Here is an 18,901-nt window from a genome sequence, read left to right as displayed (position 1 = left end):
ATTTAATCAGCAAAAATCAAAGCTTGAACTCGCGCATTTTATCTTCAAGATTGGTGACTAAAATGCTGATCTTTTTCACATCTCCCTTATTGGCATCCGCCTTTTCGGAAATCTGCTGTGAGGTACCGGCAATTTCGGTAATATTCTGGTTGATATCGTTCACCACTGTCGTTTGCTGCTCGGCTGCAGTAGCGATCTGCGCATTCATATCATTTAACCGGGCCACTAACTCCACCACTTGACCCAAAGTCTCCCGGTTATCATTGCAGGCGCTGATACTGGCATTGGCCATTTTACCCGATGCTGCCACCATTTTAACCGCCGTCGATGTTTCACTTTGCAGGGCATTGATTTTATTGCGAATATCTTCTGTCGATTGCTGAGTTCTGCTGGCTAAGGTTCTCACTTCATCGGCAACCACCGCAAAACCCCGTCCCTGCTCACCCGCCCTGGCGGCTTCAATGGCGGCATTTAATGCCAGTAAGTTAGTTTGTTCAGCAATCGACTGGATAACGTCCAGTACCGAGCCTATTGACTGGCTTTCCTGAGCCAGCTTTTCAATCGATGTTGAGGCCGACACCATCTGTTGATTTAAATCATCCATATAACCGGTTAGCAAACCGGCGGCATGACTGGTATCCTGGCACTTACCGTCGGTTTCCCTGACGGTTTCTGCCGCCGCGGTCGCACTCCTGGCCACTTCCTGTATGGTGGAAAGCAGCTCATTGGTGGCCACGGCAACACTGTCGGCATTTTGGCATTGATGCCCGGTTTGTCCCGTGGTTTCATCCATGCCCTTTAGCATTTTGTTGGTGGACTGATACAAGGTTTTGGCCAAATTTTCTACGCAATGGAGAATTTCCTGGATCCCGGTTAATAGATGATTAAAAGAGTCCGCCAATGAAGAAAGTTCATCCTTGCCGCGATAACTGACCCGGGTGGTGAGATCCTTTTCTGCGGTCACGGAATTGACCTGGGCAATAAAACTCTGGATAGGATTCGAGATCCCGCGCCCGACCATATAGGCCGCGGCTGAAATCACAGGCAGCAACAACAGCATAATCATCATCATCAGCCACCAGATCAACGCGGTCAACTTATCCTTATCCGCCATGGCTTCTGCAACATCAATTTCGCTGAGAATGCCCCATTTTACCCCGGGAATATCTAACGGGGCAAAGGCCGACAACACCTCGACCCCCCGGTAATCTTTGATGGATTTAATGCCGGTTTTCCCGGCAATGGCAGCACTGGCACCTTCGGTATCAACCGCCTGCAGGCCTATCGCCGAATCACTGGCATTAATTTTTTTCAATACCGTCTCATCAAAACCGGCCTTTTTAAGTGCTGCCAGATAATTAACTTTATCTTCCATCAAAAAGCGGCTCTGGCTGCGCAATAAACGATCATCCCCCACCAGGTAGGTTTCACCACTGTCGCCAAGGCCAACATCGTGCCATCCTTGCTGATAGGTCATCAGATCGTTGATCCTGTCAATCGGCATTTGAAAAATCAACACCCCTAACTTTTTACCGTCGGGGGCAAAAATGGCAGCGCCGATAAAGGCGGCGGCCGCATCATAAGAGGGAAAGTAGGGCTTGAAATCCACCAATACCCCACTGGTTTTGGCGGTGCTTTTATTTGCCAGGGCATAAGCTTGTGCAATGCCGGTATCTTTATAGGGGCCATAGGTAAGTGAAGTGGCAAAATCCAGCTCTTTAAACACAGAATAAACTATATAACCATTTTCCGGCTCCACCAGAAAAATATCGTAGTAGCCAAATTCATCGAGAAAATGATTAAAATGCTTATGGTATTTGCCATGAAGCAAGCTGTACTCACTGCCGTCATCGGCCATTTCCAGTGCATTTTTATTGCCTAAGGCATGGGAGTTCGCACTGATATAGGCGTGCTGCAGCGACTTGCTATTTTGATCCAGCTGCCTGAATTTACCGATAGAACTGACATCTGTACCGGGGTTCTTACGCTGGTATTCAGGATCAAACCCCCCGGTATAGTAGCGTGCCAGGGCATCATTGTCCCTGAGTGAACTTTGCTGATCGAATTTAAAAAACAACTCGGGCAAGTCACGCATGGCATCGATCACCATGGTATTATTTGACAAGGTCTTAATCTGGCGGGAGATGGTCAGAAAATAATTTTCTATTTGGGTTTTCTGCAATTCTCTGACGGCAACTAACTGGTCAAAAGCACTTTTTTCCATGGCTTTTGCCGCCACCGATGATGCCTGCCAACTGACTAACGCTCCTGCTATTAATATTCCCATCCCTGATAATAATACCGACGCTAAAATTATCTTAGAGGAAACCTTCATAAACAACGGCCTACAACATAAACTTACCATCAAGTTTAGCTGATTTTAAATAATTTCCTTTTGAAAATGAGAGGGCTAACGCAGCAAACCTAGCTTTTCAGGGCAGGAAGGCTATTAAAGTTGCAAGAGCATGACTGAGTTCATACTTGCTAAAAAACATCAACGATTACTGACTATTTATAGAAAAATCAAGTTAAAACAATATCCTGTAAACAAACAGCATTTATCAAAACAACAGTCGGCAACTAAGTAAAAGAAACAGGTTTATTTAATTATGCATAATTGTTGCGGACTGTGAGGATGTTAACAGTCTCAGTCCGCCATTCCCTTCGGGCATATCGCTTATTTCAAGTAACTGACAAAGTCCTGGTAAGGTTTCACCGGCTTAGCCGGTAAAGTTTTACTTTCTGTGCCCAAATATAAGAAACCAACGATTTGATCTATTAATTTGATATTTAACCCCTGTTTAACCTGGGCATTATAACTGAATTCACCGGTACGCCACATAGCGCCATAACCTAAGGCAAAGGCCGCCATCTGCATCGCATGGGCCGCACAACCTGCCGCAATCAACTGCTCCTGCTCGGGTACCTTATGCTCAATAAACTTTGTGCTGACAACGATAATCATCGGCGCCCGGTACGGCATTTTTTTCGCCTTGGCTACTTTTGTCTCTTCGGCATTCTTCGCCACGGCAGCGCTGACTAAAACATCACTTAACTTATCCAGGCCTTGGTTTTCTATCACGGTAAAATGCCAGGGTGCCAGTCCGCCGTGATCCGGTACGCGCATGGCGGCAGTTAGAATTTTATCTAAATCCTCCTGATTCGGGGCCGGCTGTTCAAGAAAAGGATTAGACTGGCGCTGCAACAATAACTCAATAGCATCTTGGGGTACTTGATTCATAGCTTAGTAATAATTCTCATTAATATTATGGCGCTAGTGTACCCCATTAAATAGCAATAAAATACCCGCAAATATCAGGGGTATTTACTGCCACTCATTACAATAAAAGTAAGTGATGTTGCCTGGTGTCGTTAAGTTAATAACTCCCGGTGGCGATATTTTGCTGCCAGGGAGCGGTTAAGGAAATAATCGATACTGGTAAAGCGCCCCGCCCCGATAAAGAACAAGGCCAGCAGCATAATAAAGTAGGTCGTCGCAAATTCAATGCCGTTATTAAGCACCACGATATTGCCTTTTTCATATAACCAGTCAGGGTTGCCGTTGTCGTCAATAATCTCGCGCATGCGATCCAAGCGTTTTTTCGCCTCAAGGCTGTTCTCCAGGCTTTGCTGCGAACCTTCAATCCCTACCCAGGAAAGTACTTTTGCCGGGCTGGTATCCGGGTTGGTGGGGGTAATGGCAAACCAGCCGTTATCTAAATGCACGCTGGTAGCGGCCACTATCATAGTAAACATCAAAGGAATGGAGACTAACCGGGTCAACAAACCGAATAATAACAACCAGCCGCCGAAAAACTCGGTCCAGGTGGCAAGGTTTGCCAATAAGGCAGGAAATGGCAGGCCCAGGCCCCAGTCGGCATTGCCGAACCAGGCAACAATATTGGGATCTGCGGCCAAACTGGCCAGGCCGGTCACATCCGGATTACCCAGCTGGGTTTTACTGTAACCGGCAATAATAAACACCGGGGCCAGGTACAAACGAATTAACAGTGCCGGCACACCATCAAAAACAGGCAGTTTCTTTAGCAAATCTTGATACAGGGTAAATAGGTTCATAATTGCAATTTTATCGGTAACAATTCTAATAAATGATGCTTATAAGACCCGCATTAATCTAAATACTTTCATCCCTGCTATTTTTAGCTAGTTAATCAACTTTTTATCCCTGCTTAAGCAAAGATAGCCGCTCTCATAAAAAAACGTTAAAAATATTTACAAAATAGACTACTTAACTGTCAAAAGATTAAGTAGCATACGCACTATACTAGAAATTTAACCGATTAGAATTTTATGAATCAAAGTCCAGGTACAATCAAACGTTTGGGTTTATCGCTATGGCGGGTACTCAACATTTCGCGCAAGGTTATCGTTAACCTTGTGTTCTTCACCCTGCTGTTGCTGTTTTTCGTCGCCATTTCCCAGGACGGCGATAAAGTTGTGATCCCCAAGCAAACCGCCCTGGTATTAAACCTCAAGGGTGATATCGTCGAGCAAAAACGCGAAATCGATCCCATGAGCGCTTTTATGGCAGAAGCCATGAACCAGCCGGAAGAAAACCCCGAAGTATTATTAAGCGACATCCTGGAAGTGATCAGCCAGGCAAAAAATGATGACCGGGTATCGGTATTGGTTTTACAGTTACAAAATATGAACCGCGCCGGTTTAACCAAGCTTAGCGATATCGCCAAAGCCATCGACGATTTTAAAACTTCGGGCAAGCAAGTGATTGCCTTAGGGGATCAATACACCCAGGACCAATACTACCTTGCCAGCCACGCCAACAATATCTGGCTCGATCCCAAAGGCTGGATGATTTTAGACGGTTATGGCCGCTACCAGATGTACTTCAAATCGGCGCTGGACAAGTTGTCCATCAGCCAACATATCTTCCGCGTCGGCACCTACAAATCCGCAGTTGAACCTTATATGCGCGACGACATGTCTCCCGCCGCCAAAGAAGCCAACCGGGTATGGCTAACCGATCTTTGGAGTCGCTATAAAGAAGATGTTGCCAAACAAAGAAAATTCGGCGTCGATAATTTTGACGAAAGCATCGATGACTTAGTCACTAAATTTAAAGCCGCCAACGGCAACTTTGCCGAATATGCCTTAAGTAATCACTGGGTAGATGCCTTAAAAACCCGCGAGCAAATGCGTGATGAGCTGATCAAACTTGCCGGTGAAAACAGCACAGGCGACAGCTATAGCCATGTAACCTTCAAGGAATATTTATCGGCCATTAAATCTCCTTTCCCTGTCACCAATCCGGGCAGTGACAAAATTGCTGTTGTGGTTGCCAAAGGCACCATATTAAACGGTACCCAGTCGCCGGGCACTATCGGCGGCGACAGTACCGCCAAGTTGCTGCGCAAAGCCCGTCAAAATGACAAGGTTAAAGCCGTGGTCTTACGGGTCGACAGCCCGGGCGGCAGTGCTTATGCCTCAGAAATTATCCGCCGTGAAATCGAACTGTTAAAAGCCGCCGGTAAACCTGTGGTGGCTTCTATGGGTACCTATGCCGCCTCAGGAGGTTACTGGATTTCCGCTTCCGCCAATAAGATCATGGCTGCCCCCACCACCATCACAGGTTCAATCGGGATCTTCGGTTTGATGATGACCTTTGAAAAATCATTAGACAAGTTAGGCATCCACACCGACGGCGTCGGCACCACAGACATCGCCGGTTACGGCCTGACCCGGCCATTAACCGACGGCATGGCGCAAATCTTCCAGCTCAATATCGACCGCGGCTACAAGGACTTTATTTCCCTGGTCGCCGACAGTCGCAACATGACGGTGGAGCAAATCGATGAAATCGCCCAGGGCCGTGTCTGGTCAGGCGCAAGGGCCAAAGAGCTGGGCCTGGTGGATGAACTGGGTGATCTGGATGATGCCGTTACTGCCGCAGCAGGCATTGCCGGATTAGACAATTACGATACCCTGTTGATAGAAAAAGAGCTGACGCCGCAGGAAATTTTCATGCAAAACCTGCTGGGCAATGCCCTTACGCTGATCGGCACTGAGCCGGCAGCAAATTCAGGTCCGGTGGCGCAATTTATCGGTAAAATGCGCGGTGAACTCACCCGGTTAAACCAGTTTAATGATCCCCAGGGCATTTATTCTTTCTGTTTAACCTGCGAGGCTTATTAGCCCGCCCGGCCAAGCCGCAGTCAGACATTACACTACTGCCCCGCTTAGCGGGGCTTTTTACCCTTTCCTTTATTGACATATAAACAGCCAAGCCATATGAAAAAACGTATTTATGTCGCCTACACCGGCGGTACCATAGGAATGAAAGAAAGCAGCCAGGGTTATGTCCCGGTTAAAGGCCATTTAACCGAGTTTATTAAGCAAACCCCGGAATTTCAGCGGGATGAAATGCCCGATTTTGTTATTCACGAATACCAGCCGCTGATCGACTCTTCCAATATGGCGCCCGGCGACTGGCAACGTATCGCCGAAGATATCCGCGACCACTACGATGACTATGATGGCTTCGTCGTTCTGCACGGCACAGATACCATGGCCTATACCAGCTCGGCGCTGTCGTTTATGTTTGAGAACCTGACCAAGCCGGTAATTGTGACCGGCTCGCAGATCCCGTTAAGCCAGTTAAGATCCGACGGCCAGGTCAATTTGCTTAATGCTTTGTATATCGCCGCCAATTATCCGATCAGTGAAGTTGGCTTGTTCTTCAACAACAAGCTGTTTCGCGGCAACCGCAGTATCAAGGCCTATGCCGACGGCTTTAATGCCTTCGACTCTCCTAACATGCCGCCGCTGCTTGAAGCAGGCATCAATATCCGGGTGATTGCCGGCAAGGTTGAGCATAAGCCGCACCAGCCGCTGAAATTAAGCGCGATCACACCACAGCCGGTAGGTGTGATCCATTTATATCCGGGGATCAGTGCAGAGCTGGTGGCCAATGTCATCAAGCAACCGGTCAAGGCGCTGATCTTAAGGAGTTACGGTGTCGGGAATGCCCCGCAAGATCCCGAGCTGCTGGCCTGTCTGAAAAAAGCCAGCGAGCAAGGCATAGTGATCGTCAATATCAGCCAGTGTACTAAAGGCACAGTAAATATGGGCGGCTATGCCACAGGCTCTGCATTAAGCCAGTGCAGTGTGATCTCAGGTTATGATATGACCTTAGAAGCGGCATTAACCAAATTACATTACCTGCTGAGCCAGGGACATGATTACCACCAGGTTTGTCATTTGATGCAGCAAGACCTGCGCGGCGAACTGGTTAACGAATAACCCTGAAAACCAGAAAAAATTGGCTATTGCCCGATTGATACGGCAATAGCTAATTTTTCTGCTGCCGCAGCAAGTTATTCAATACTTGTAAACGTTTCCTGTTTTCTTCGTCATCCCGAAACGCGACAACCAGCTCTTTATCCATAATTTTTTTTACATATTCAATATTATCAATCCCCTGCTCGGTCGCCAGATACAACATCACTTTAGGGTCGGTAATGGCCACCTCGTCACGGCCAGTTTCGAGCTTTTTCAGCAAGGTCATTTCATTCGATGAACCATCGCTGTGATGCGGGTATTTTTTCATCGCCTCCATCACAACCTTGGGATAAATATAGGTGCTGACTACACCTACGGAATATTTTCTAAACAACTCATCAACACTGTTAAAACTTATCCGGGTACCGGCACGTTTAAGCACGGCGATTTCCGACCAGTCAACCGCAAGTGAAATGAGCGCCTTGTCAAAAATATCTTCAGGCCACACGGGAAAGGCGCCAACATATTCTTTATTCTTTTGCGCCAATAATTTAGCACGGTTCCAGGGATAAAATTCAACCTCCAGCATGATACCGGCCTGTTGCAGTATCTGCTTTAACTTTTCAATAGAATGCCCTTGATTGGCAAGTTCGGCGCCGGAATATGGCTGCCAGTTCAAAGAAGTTATCTTCCAGGTTTCCTGTGCCGGTAAAGTTAACACCGGCATCATCAAAAAAAACAACAGTATTAACCTGGATTTGCTCATTGCTCCCCCCGCATCAAGAACATTTCCCATCTAGTATGGAGTAACAGCCAGCTTTTTTCCTGGCTTCTTTCCGGTAAGCCCTGTGCCTGAGCTCAACAAATATAAAGCACCGCCGTTATCGACAAATCATTTTTACCTGCCGGATTACAAATTATGTTCTGTAACGTCTGTTTAACATAAGATGGGGAAACGGGATGGCAACAATAAAGAGCAGGTGCATGACGCAAAAGCCGTTAATGATTCTTTCAATGCTCATTACCGGGCTTTGCTGTCAGGTCATTGCCGGTAAACCGGAGCAAACGGAAAAATAACCCTGGCCATAGGCAGCAATATGCCCTGTGCAGCAACGCATTTTTGTCCGAGCCTTTTTATATTTATTCACCGGCCAGGTCAGCAACTGCATTTGAATGGCACAACTGGCAAGATCTAAAAAACCATATTCTGGGGTTATCATCAGGTTTTTATTACGGGCAGGCTTTCCACCACGCCGCCAGGCAATACCATTTTAAGACACACGAAGCGAAAACCGATTTCCAGCTGATCAAAATATTGCTTGGCGGCAGGCCGGATTTGATCATACTCAATAAAACCGTTGCCGAAGCCATGCTCAGGGATTTTCAGGCGCTCCCCCCGGCCATGACTAATGCCCCGGATTGGGACATTAATCCAAAGGGATGGCCAGCTTAAAAGCAGCTCCGCCAACATCACTTTGTTCCACCCGCAAATCCCCCTTATGCAGCGCAGCAATTTCCCGGCAAATGGTCAGCCCCAGGCCATAACCTGACACCCGGTGATGGTTTTTACCACTGAGTCTGAAGTAAGGCTGAAAAATTTTCTCCCGGTATTGCTCGGGTATGCCCTCACCGTCGTCTTCAACGCTAAAGACCAGGGAATCTTGCTGGCAGTAAACTTTAAGCTTTATCTGCTTTTTGCCGTATTTTATCGCGTTGCGGATCAGGTTATTCAGGGCGCGGCTTAATTTTCCCTTATCGGCCAGGAGCCGGGTATCGGACCCTGTGGTGATCTCCAGCATTATCGGCGGGGCATTATCTTTGCCCGGTTTTTCATCCTCCTGGCTTTCTCTGCTCCGGGCTTCAATGGCCAGATTCTCACACAAAGCTTCAACAAACGGGGTGATTAAAACCGGCTCATTTTTTAACACCAGCTCCGAGCGCTGCATTTTTCCGTATTCGAGGAATTCATCCACCAGTTCATCCAGCTGAAAAACATCTTCTTCCAGACTGCGCAAATGTGCTTGCCTGTCTTCTTCACTGGCATGCTCGAGCAAATCAATTTGCAGTTGCAGCCTGAACAGCGGCGAGCGCAACTCGTGGGCAACCGCCTGAGTCAAACGTTTATGTCCGAGCAGCAATTGTTCGATACGCTCGGCCATTTCATTAAACCTGAGATTAAGTCGCCCGACAGTAAGGCTTTTTTTGGTCGGTGCCCGCTGATCCAGCTGGCCCCGGCTGATTTTATCGGCAGTATTTTCCAGGTAGCGCAGCTTCCTGTGCAAACCGTATAGCCAAATAAAGCAATTGAGGGCAATAAAGACAATAAAAGCAATAAAAATAGCCATACCAACGTCGTCATCGATAAGCAGCAACTCATGGTTTTCATCTTCCCCGAGACGATAATATAGCACCGGGGTAAAGGCCTTAAAATAATTATATTCGTCATCGTCAAACCAAACCGGGTGTTGGTTAAGTTGCGCGAGGATCGTTTCCGGGATCTCCTTTTGCGCCACTTGTTCTATCACCAGCTGATTTTTTTCAGCGATCTGCGCTATCAGTTGTTCACGCTCCTGTCTGCTGATATGGGCATCAAGGCGTTCCAGTAAAGCAACTTCGGCACTAAACTGCTCGGCATCGATAATATTCTCAATATCTATGATCAAAAAGGTATTGATCAGGTGAGCGACCAGAATAAACACCATAAACGTCGCCAAAATCCCCATATACAGGGAGATAAATAATCGGGTCATCTGCTTATCCGGTTAACCTTATGCTTGTTGTTACCAGTAGTCGGGGACAAAAAGATAGCCTTTGCCGCGTACGGTAATAATACCTTTGGGGCGGCTGGCATCGTCATTAAGCTTTTTTCTCAGTTGGGCAATTTTATTATCTATGGTCCGGTTAAGGCCGTCATATTCAAGTCCGGATAACACTTGCAGCAATTGCTCGCGCGAGAGCACAGTTTCCGCCTGACTAGCCAGGGCCCAAAGAATTAAGAACTCCGAAGGGGTTAACGGCACAACGTCTTCACCAAGCTTGCACCTTTGCAGGGAAGCATTAATCCACAATCGGCCAAATGCCAGCACCTTGTCACTTGCTGCCAGCTCGCCGCTGCTTGCCTGTTGAAGGTTATCCTGACGCCTTAACAGCATGCGAACCCGCGCCAGCAACACCCGGGGTTGAATGGGCTTATGGACAAAGTCATCGGCGCCCATTTCCAGGGCCGCCACCTGATCCATATCATCGCCGGTAGCCGTTAAGATCAAAATCTTGCCGCTGTATTTTTCCCGGATATTACGGCAAATCGACAAACCGTCCTGTCCCGGCAACATCAGATCCAAGATCACAATCGACGGCGGATCTGCCAGAATTTGTCCCGCAGCCTCACAGCCACTGGTGATAACATTAACGCTAAAACCAAAACCTTGAAAATAACTTTGCAGCAATGACGCCATTTTCTCGTCATCTTCAACCAGGGTAACACTTTCTTTCACAAATAACAGAGTCCGCTCTAACAGGAGTGAACTCTATTATATAACATAATCAAGTATCTACAGCGGTTAATCTGTAACTAAATCATATTGGCTCAGCTCTGCTTCACTCATGATATGCACACCGTTAAAGGGCGCAGCATTAATGGTATAAAAGTAAAACTTCGGTCCTTTTTCTGCTCCCATCATTTCCCTGAAATAGGTCAATTGTGCGCCATGTGCTTCATGATCCTCGCCCAGCTCGTTAGCAGGTTTGCCTGCGCTGCAGCACCATGAATGTACGCCCAGCTTACCGCCGGTCTGATATTTTCTTTCAACACCGGCAGCAAATAAATCAACACCGCCGGAATATGCCTCGCCGTCGGCAGGCATCAAGGTGGTTAACCCCGCTTGACGAATCAAACGGCCGGTGTGCATATTGATAGCGTCATTGACCGAACCGTCAACACTGTCAAAAACCAGGGTGCTTACCGTATGGCTATTCAGCATCTCCTGCATATCGATATAAGTTTGCGTGCCTAAAGTACCTGAGATTGTCATCCGATCACCTTCAAGCACTAAAGTGCTGCTGCCGCCGGAAATCAGGGATTCATTAAAAACAAGCCGAACCGGGTAACTGTTTTGTGTTTGCGTATCCACAGCCAAGCCGGTGTAAATATAATTATCATCGTCTGCTGCTACTTCAATGGCCGTCCCCTGCAACAGCCGGGTGGTCTCAAAGTTCTCCAGATCGCTGGTATCCCCTTCCATAAAAATCAGCTCGCTTACCGGCTTTTCTTCATTAAGATCAAAGCCTATTCTCACGAGACCTGCCGAATACTTTGCCAAAATAAACTTGTTCTCAACAGACATATCAATAAAACTGAGAGCAGATTGCCGGCCGTCAAATTGCAGCTGTAGCTGTGCCTGCTGTTGTTTAAATGTTTCGACATAGGCCGGTATATCCTGCACCTGGATATGATGTACCTCGACAGCTTTATTTTCACCAACAACCGTCCCGGACTTTGAACCAGAGCCGCCGCACGCCTGCAGCATCATAGTCGTGATAACGACCAAAGGGATTAATTTTTTCATAATGACTTCCTAAACGAATAATTGACGCCATTATGAATTTTCCCCAAAAATGACAATAGCACCAATAGGTACAGCTTTGTAACGAAAACCGTTACATTTGCCAATAGACCCGCTTCCTGGTGCAAGAACTTGCTGCTGACAGCTTGTGGCTCAGGCTATCAATCTACTACGGCAACACCGGGGGAATAATAAGTGATCTCAAAACGTATGCCATCATCGTCTTTCATAAATAGCGCCTAGGCGCCATTAAAGTCCTGCACTTCGGGCACCTCAAAGCCCGCCACCTGTATTTGCTTTTGTAGCCGGTAGACAAAGTCTGTAGATGGCGCGGAAAAACCGATATGCTTCATGCCCGCCCCATGACAGCGGTCGATCGGTAGCAGATAAAGCACTGACAGCATTAGGCCATACCCGGGAAATCATGCTGGCCAGCCATTTGTTTACCACCCCGGTAACATTAGTCGAATCCAGCCAAATGATAACCACCATGACCAAACGCCTGGCGTTGAGCTGTACCGACCATAAAAAAGTTAAATCTCCCCCGCCGCCGCTGACACTGGCGCCTTTTGATATCAGCATGATATGGGGACCGCTTAAACATCATGATCCCGGCCATCTATGGTTTCGCAATCAAATAGCTGAGCTGGCGGCTAAACTCACATGGCTCAAGACATGCATCGGCTATCATGCCGCTATTTTCTGCCGCTGTGTCAACCAAAGCAGCCGACAGCCGTTATCGAAGGCAGATAACAACAATACGGGGAATAAAATGAAAAGCCATTACCGCAAACTTTTTTTATTAGTCACTTTAGTACTCAGCTCGGTTATTTACGGACAGGTAAAAGCCGGTCCCTGGCTGCTCCATTACCTCTAAGCCCAGTTAGCATGCTGTGCCGACTTAAGTTTCGGCCACCTTTACCGCCTCCTGGTTGCGCCGGAATTCTTCCAGCCCTATGTTGCGAATACGCGCTATCCAGGCATCTGCCACCTGGGTAGAGGCATCAAAATGACGGATAGCCACTTCCTTTAAAATCCTGTGCTCATTGGCTATGGTGGTGGGAAACAAACCGGCATCATCGGTATTAACACAAAAACGTACCGGTCCCTTGCGTAAACCGAAACGGTTAAATTCCCTGTCTTTGTCAAGCAAGGCCTCAAGCGGCGGCGCCCAGCGAAATAACGGGTGCTGGCTGAAACAATCAAAATGGCCGATATAAATATTTGAGCTCGGACAGGCTTCTATGGTAATGCCTTGATCATCATATTGATGCATCAGCTGATCCTGAATGGCGCCGAGCCAGTCCAGCTCATCCGGGGTAAAATAATCCTGTCCCTGCAAGACTTGGGTTTGGGCATCGGGATGATGCTGCTCGACATGGCGCAGCAGCACTGTTTGCTCAAAGGGGTTAGTTTCCCCCTTTTTCACTAAATGGGCGCTGGTAAAATAGTGCCGCCAGAGCTTGATCGCCGTTTGATCTCTTTCTTTGCCGTCAACAAAGTCCGGTAAATACCCCGGATTGAGCGGGCTGTGCATCGACTCCATAAAGCTTAACGGGCAATTGCGCCTTAACTGCCAGGCGGTATATAAAGTGGTGAGATCATAACTTTCACCGTAAATATGCCGACACCACTTACGCGCCCTGACCTCCAAGGTGTTGGCAAAAGGCAGGATCTGAGGCAGCCTAAGGGATAACGTGACCACCTGATGATATAACCACACCAGGTTATCCAGGTGTTCACCGGCTTTGATCCTCACGCTGTCATGCCGTTTGGCCCACGCCTGCGGCGCTATGCCAAGCGCCAGGGCATGTCCTAACCTGTCCCCTTCGCCGAACTCGCAAAAAGAGACGGTTTCATCGATATGGCGTAAGCCGGATAGCAAGTGATCAAAGTCTTCCCCGCAATGGATACTCAAGTGTAACCTGCGCTGCGGGCGATAAAGCGGATAAGGGTTTTTCCAGGGACTGGCGCGCAAATACCTTAACGACGGTGCAAACACTTCAATTTTCACCTGGTTTTCATTACCGGCGACATCCAGGCCGCGCACCAGGTTCAACAGGTTCACCGTTTTGCCGTCATCCGCAGCAAACAACTTGTTATCTACGGCAAAATTTTGTGCGCCGTAGGAGGAAAATAGCGTCACCAGCTGCTGGCATTCCTGTTTTAAAGACAGGCGCTTTTCCCGCTGCAATTTATCCCCGCCCCGGCCGCTGCGGGTAAAGTGGATACAAAACTGGATATTGTGCTCAAATCCCGATTTGGCAAGTTTCTCATGCAGCCGGGATAACCTTCTTTGGTTGATAAAAGACGGCGCCACCTTAAATTCCCGGTAGACTTTGCTGTTTAAATCTGTGGTCAGGGCGTAACGGCCATATTTTGTGCCGCTGCGGCCTTTTCTGGCATTAAAACGGAAAAATTCGGTGAAGTAACTCAGCCCCAGCCCTTTATGTATCATACCGGTTCTGAGGATCTGGCTGACATGAATATAGGCACGAAAGCTGGTACGCCAATTGCCGGACACTTCCAGGTAGCGCTCGGCATAAAACAACGCCGACCAGATCAACAGCGCCGACTTATCGGTATCGCAATTTACCGCGCGCGCCAGCAGAGACAGCGGCACATTCTGTTCGCCGGACTGTTTGAGCAAAGCAGACAAACTGGCATTGGTATAGCGCATTTGCATCTGATCATGCAGGTTTAGTGCTTGCCTTTCACTGTCATCCCCCCAGATCAGCGCCTCTACCAGAAAACAGAACAAGGCATGCTGCATCCTCGGCAAGTCGGCGACATTAACTTGCCCGGCGCTGATAAAGCGGTATTCGTGCAGGCTCGGCCAGTTAAAATGCTGTTTTGAAGTATCAAAGGCCTCAAAGGAAAAATCGACAAAGGCCTGCCGCTGGCTGCCGTGGCCGCCGATATGGGCATGGTTATCGGCAAAAGCAAGGTGCCTTTGCCCGCTCAGCCCCTGCATACATTGCTCAAGCCCGGCCAACTGGTGCGGACTTAAGTTATCATGCCACAGCTTTTGCGCATAACCCCAGCCCAATACCAGGGTAGGATCAATAATCGAGCACAGCGCCAGCCATTCATCCAGATAGGGTTTGGCCACTTCAAAGCGGTTCCCCTGCCACAACAAAAACCTTTCCTGCCACTGATTAAGATACGTCAGCGAATAGTTTTTATGCCAGGAAGTTGCCAGTCCCGCCATCACTTTTTCGATATCATCACGGCGATGTGCTGCCAGCAATTTATCCGTTAAACCGTTATGGGCGACTTGTTGCGCATCGCTAAAGGGCATATCGTCTGTCAGCAGGTGGTAAAGCCAGCGATCGGAATTTAACAAACTGGCCCTGGCGGTATTTTCCAGTGAATTGTTTAACATAATCAGCTACCGGCTTTTCTTCCAAAGTCTATAAACCAATCCTGCAGTCTTTCAAAACGATCGCGTTCGCTTTTTTTCAGGTTTTCTTCTTTGCTGATAATCTTGATCAAATTCCGTAAATAATCCGCCATCTCCCGATAATCATTATCAAAGCTCCCGGCCAGCTGTCCTTTGGTTAGATGCATCAGTAAACCTTTAGGGTAACTATTCAGCGCTGCAACCAGTTCTCTTGATGTTGTGATACCCCGGATAAAATCCCGGATATTAGACGACGAAAGAGGTTGCTTGTTATCATCGATATTCTCTGATGATACAAACGTTTTTCTCCTGCCCCTTCTCCTGGGCGGTTTAGTGCTGTCATCAAGCTTGCCCCCTACCGTTAAGGTTTCTTTCATATCAGGCAGATAAACATCGGTTAATTTAAACAGCGGATGCTCACAAATCGCCATCATTAAATCGCCATAGCTATTGCTGGTATCATGGATAAAATCGGTGACATTAAGTTTATAGGCCCGGTCACTGGCCTTGCCCTGGGGCGTCATCAAAAACTCATTGTTTGAAGTGGTTGCAGTATTTTGCAGCGCCACATCGCCCTTGTCCTTTAAAAACGCGCCAATGGAAGTTAACAGCACAAACTCAAACCGTTTGGCAATATGAAACAGATTATCTGGCTTGCCGGCTTTTTTGCGAAAAACATTGTTTACTCGCATCTGTACCAGCTGATTAAAAACCTTGTTAAAAACAAACGACAACAAGTGGCATAAACCGGCGTTTCGGGCACTGGCCAATTCGCTTTGATATTGTTGCTGCCAGGCTGATATCGCCTCGGCAAACCCTTGATGATCGCTGCTGTATGACAGCGCCATTTCATCGTTTGTCACCTCATCAGCTCCCTCTTCACCCGATGTAGCGGTATCCTCATCGGGGAAATCAAAGGTTTTTGTCGGCGCAACAAAGTGTATTGAGTTAAGCGGTTTACCGTTAAGCACTTTTTTTATCCAGCTGCCGGAAACCGTTTGCCCGGTAGAGTCACTGAGCAGGCTTAAAGCAAAAACTTCAAATGCCTTACCGAAAAAGATCTGCTTGGCCTTATAAGCGGAAGTACCGTAAAAATCGCTATGGGTGAATAAATCCAGCAACAGGTAGGCATTTCGCTTGGCCTGTTGCTCTTCCAGGTTGCGTTCCATATCATCAATAGATGCCTGAGAAATAATATAGCTTTCACGGAACACTTCGATAGCCGGCATGGCAATCAGGGTATTGGCAAGACTGTCCTGGCGAGAGCTCAAAGCATCGAGTTGCCCTTCCTGCCATTTGGCCACTTCCCTGCCTGCCTGGTAATCGTCATAATTGAGCAACAGCTTAAATTCTTTTTGCAGCTGGCCAAAATAGTCCAGTTTTTTAAAGCCCTGCTTATGGCGGCCGAGCTTGCTTTGCAGCTCGACATTAAACAGCGCCAGTTCGCTTAAGCGCTCGATACCCGCTTTAACTTTTATCTCCGCATCCGCCAGCAAATAGCCCTGGGCAAAACGTGAACTTTCCGCATAGCGGACATAGTCCGACCAGAAGTTTGCTATCGCCGCCGATTTTTTATCCGGGTTAACATAAACGGCAAAGTTCTTGGCAAACTGCACCAGTTTCCTTGAGGTATCGGGCTCTTTTAGGGGATGGCTGTTTTCCAGGCCATTAACCAGCGGACTGGTCAGGCTGTTGACTGCTTTAAAAAATGCCCCCGGCGTGAGCTTTTGCTCGCCGATGCCGGTGATCTCAATATCCGGGATCAAAAATTCGACATCGACCAGACCGACCCGCAGATGTTCGGGAAACACTTTACGCCAGTATTGCATTGACAAATGCTCGGCATAGGTACTGCCGGCCAAAGGTTTACGGTGCTCGTACCCTTCATTGCCCGAGTAGGCAAAATAATCCCTAAGTACCTGATGGTAGATATTCTCGTCGCCGCAAACAATGGGAATAAGCCGCGGGCAGGACAAGAGGCGACGTATGGTTTCCAACACGTCATGGGCCTTGCCCAACGCCATATCAACATCATCCACCGGCAGCACAAAGACATCTATGTTCAAACAGGCACAGCAATGCTCAAGATAGAGATGAAAGTTTTTCTCTAAATCCATCGACGACTGATAACTGATAATACGGTCTAAACCGCTGACCTCACGGTTATTATATTCGGTCTGCCCCAGCGATTCCGCCAACCGTCCCAAGAGCTTCTGGTAAGTTTGCTTGTCTTCAAGTTTAGTTATTTTCTGGTGTACATAGTTATGGATATGGGCAATCACCACATTGACAAAGTTGTCGTGGCTCACCAACAAGGTCGGGTCGATAATGTTGAGAAAAGTGACCCTATCTTTATTATTCAGCCCGCCGGTATGTTGCCATTCCTGCTCCAGGTTATACAAAAACACGGTTTTCCCCGTGCCGCGGCTGCCGGAGATAAAAATGGCGTCGTGAATACGCGGTAAGGTTTTATCAAGTTTGCCCTGGGTCTGGGCGATAATACTGCGGCTTTCCTCCACCAGGGCATTGATATTATCAACAGCCAGCTCATAGGCACGGCGCTGCCAGCGCTGGTTTTTATCTTTATATTCCCCGGAATATTCCGCCGAACTTACATCTAAAATCAGGTTGGGTTGTTGCGCCATCCTTGTTGTTCCTTATTCTTTTTATTTAATCACTACTTAATCGGGCAATCGCCCTAAGTAATAAAAAACTGACAATATCATTTCAGGAAGCCGATGCCGTTTCAACCTCATTATAAATGCTATCTCAGGCATCAGTCACGGCATCGGCTTGTACGGGAAAACGCCTACTTCTTCAGGCTCTTAACCCAGCTAAAAGCGGCATCATTCGTCGAAAGATAATCGCCGATAATATCCCGCTGGCGTGCATGAATTTGATTTTCAATGATCCGCACATATTTCTCATGAAGCTCTGCCATTCTTTTGTCTTTGTTAAGTCCGGAATATAAGCCGGGCACTTGCTCAAATTCCCACAACAGCAAGTGTAATAACTGCTGTGTTTTTTCATAACGTGACCAGCCCCGGGTATAACCCTGTTGCTTATTGATAAAATAGCTAATGATAAAAGCCGCCAAGGCGATAGCGGCGATAACCGGACAGGCATTTTCGCTGCTGGTGATCAGCAACAAAATGAGGATAAGCCCAAAGCTAATGGCGATTAAAGCGTTAAGCTCAGCAGCAAGCTTGTTCCTGAGCGCCTGATATTGCTTAGCGGCAGATGTTAATGCCTCATCCAAACCAGCCCTGTTTTTCTTATCACAATCACGGTAACTGTTCAGTGTTGAAATGCTGACAACTCTTAACAACAAACTAATGAAAAAAAGAAAAAACCACGATATCAATAAACCTGTTTTCAATCCTTCATAGGAATAGGCGGTTAAAATATCCCAATCTGCCCAGGCCAGTTTTTGAGCCACAACCAAAAACAAGCTGACAACACCGATAATTAAGCTGAAAGTTCCGACCCTTCTTGTTATTAAATGCTTAATATAATTATCTACTTTAGGCTTTTCAAAACTGAGTATTTTCTCTTTGATTATCGATTCCATCTAACTTCCGATTTTATAATTTCTTATTGTAAACACTGTCGAACACTGGCTCTTATTCAAAAGCGCTTTGGCTTGATAAATAAAATAACTCAATATCCCTTAAGCCAT

15 protein-coding genes are annotated in these 18,901 nt (G+C 47.4%); 4 read left to right on the top strand and 11 right to left on the bottom strand.

The window, feature by feature from the left end; all coding sequences use genetic code 11:
* Window positions 1–16: 16 nt before the first annotated feature.
* The 3 genes from SG35_RS13645 to SG35_RS13635 all read right to left on the bottom strand — a co-directional run bounded on the left by SG35_RS13645 (window position 17) and on the right by SG35_RS13635 (window position 4,077).
* Window positions 17–2,287: a methyl-accepting chemotaxis protein gene (locus SG35_RS13645; protein WP_236702590.1), complete on the bottom strand. Its 2,271-nt coding sequence runs from the start codon at window positions 2,285–2,287 to the stop codon at window positions 17–19.
* A gap of 390 nt (window positions 2,288–2,677) precedes the next feature.
* A complete protein-coding gene (locus SG35_RS13640; RefSeq protein WP_044832751.1) occupies window positions 2,678–3,241 on the bottom strand; it encodes an NAD(P)H nitroreductase in 564 nt (187 codons plus the stop codon).
* A gap of 131 nt (window positions 3,242–3,372) precedes the next feature.
* The gene (locus SG35_RS13635; RefSeq protein WP_044832750.1) at window positions 3,373–4,077 is read right to left on the bottom strand and encodes an HvfX family Cu-binding RiPP maturation protein; all 705 of its coding nucleotides are present in this window, start codon (window positions 4,075–4,077) and stop codon (window positions 3,373–3,375) included.
* 234 nt (window positions 4,078–4,311) lie between these two features.
* On the opposite strand from SG35_RS13635, the gene sppA reads away from it, so the two are divergent.
* Both sppA and ansA read left to right on the top strand, forming a co-directional pair.
* Window positions 4,312–6,171, top strand: a complete 1,860-nt coding sequence (sppA, locus tag SG35_RS13630) for a signal peptide peptidase SppA (protein WP_044832749.1) — start codon at window positions 4,312–4,314, stop codon at window positions 6,169–6,171.
* A 96-nt stretch (window positions 6,172–6,267) separates the two neighbouring features.
* Window positions 6,268–7,278 (top strand): asparaginase, encoded by a 1,011-nt coding sequence (gene ansA / locus SG35_RS13625; RefSeq protein ID WP_044832748.1) that lies wholly within the window; start codon window positions 6,268–6,270, stop codon window positions 7,276–7,278.
* A gap of 49 nt (window positions 7,279–7,327) precedes the next feature.
* On the opposite strand, the gene SG35_RS13620 is transcribed toward ansA, so the two are convergent.
* Window positions 7,328–8,023, bottom strand: a complete 696-nt coding sequence (locus SG35_RS13620) for a hypothetical protein (protein WP_152646610.1) — start codon at window positions 8,021–8,023, stop codon at window positions 7,328–7,330.
* 354 nt (window positions 8,024–8,377) lie between these two features.
* Here SG35_RS13620 and SG35_RS13615 point away from each other — a divergent pair, with 354 nt between their 5' ends.
* Window positions 8,378–8,710: a hypothetical protein gene (locus SG35_RS13615; RefSeq protein ID WP_152646609.1), complete on the top strand. Its 333-nt coding sequence runs from the start codon at window positions 8,378–8,380 to the stop codon at window positions 8,708–8,710.
* Here SG35_RS13615 and SG35_RS13610 read toward each other — a convergent pair.
* From SG35_RS13610 to SG35_RS13595, 4 genes are all read right to left on the bottom strand, one after another.
* On the bottom strand, window positions 8,685–10,007 hold the full coding sequence (locus SG35_RS13610) for an ATP-binding protein (RefSeq protein WP_053043017.1): 1,323 nt from the start codon (window positions 10,005–10,007) through the stop codon (window positions 8,685–8,687). The genes SG35_RS13615 and SG35_RS13610 overlap by 26 nt on opposite strands.
* Before the next feature lie 30 nt (window positions 10,008–10,037).
* Complete coding sequence (locus tag SG35_RS13605; RefSeq protein ID WP_084692726.1) at window positions 10,038–10,751, bottom strand: response regulator; 714 nt, start codon at window positions 10,749–10,751, stop codon at window positions 10,038–10,040.
* 66 nt (window positions 10,752–10,817) lie between these two features.
* Window positions 10,818–11,822, bottom strand: coding sequence for a hypothetical protein (locus SG35_RS13600; RefSeq protein ID WP_044832745.1), 1,005 nt, complete (start codon window positions 11,820–11,822; stop codon window positions 10,818–10,820).
* Window positions 11,823–12,058: 236 nt separating this feature from the next.
* A complete protein-coding gene (locus SG35_RS13595) occupies window positions 12,059–12,223 on the bottom strand; it encodes a hypothetical protein (RefSeq protein ID WP_160298290.1) in 165 nt (54 codons plus the stop codon).
* 20 nt (window positions 12,224–12,243) lie between these two features.
* On the opposite strand from SG35_RS13595, the gene SG35_RS13590 reads away from it, so the two are divergent.
* A complete protein-coding gene (locus SG35_RS13590) occupies window positions 12,244–12,696 on the top strand; it encodes a type 2 periplasmic-binding domain-containing protein (protein ID WP_044832744.1) in 453 nt (150 codons plus the stop codon).
* Window positions 12,697–12,720: 24 nt separating this feature from the next.
* Here the strand turns inward: SG35_RS13590 and rdrB are convergent, their stop codons facing one another.
* The 3 genes from rdrB to SG35_RS13575 all read right to left on the bottom strand — a co-directional run bounded on the left by rdrB (window position 12,721) and on the right by SG35_RS13575 (window position 18,793).
* Window positions 12,721–15,204 (bottom strand): antiviral RADAR system adenosine deaminase RdrB, encoded by a 2,484-nt coding sequence (gene rdrB, locus SG35_RS13585; RefSeq protein ID WP_044832743.1) that lies wholly within the window; start codon window positions 15,202–15,204, stop codon window positions 12,721–12,723.
* Between the two features lie 2 nt (window positions 15,205–15,206).
* Entirely contained in the window at window positions 15,207–17,867 is a 2,661-nt protein-coding gene (locus SG35_RS13580) for a P-loop NTPase fold protein (RefSeq protein WP_044832742.1), read from the bottom strand.
* Window positions 17,868–18,031: 164 nt separating this feature from the next.
* Window positions 18,032–18,793 carry a hypothetical protein gene (locus tag SG35_RS13575; protein WP_044832741.1) on the bottom strand — a complete coding sequence of 254 codons (762 nt, stop codon included), beginning with the start codon at window positions 18,791–18,793 and terminating at the stop codon, window positions 18,032–18,034.
* Window positions 18,794–18,901: the final 108 nt, after the last annotated feature.

The organism is Thalassomonas actiniarum (genome assembly GCF_000948975.2).
Classification (GTDB): Bacteria; Pseudomonadota; Gammaproteobacteria; order Enterobacterales; family Alteromonadaceae; genus Thalassomonas; species Thalassomonas actiniarum.
This window is presented reverse-complemented; position numbering and strand designations above follow the sequence as displayed.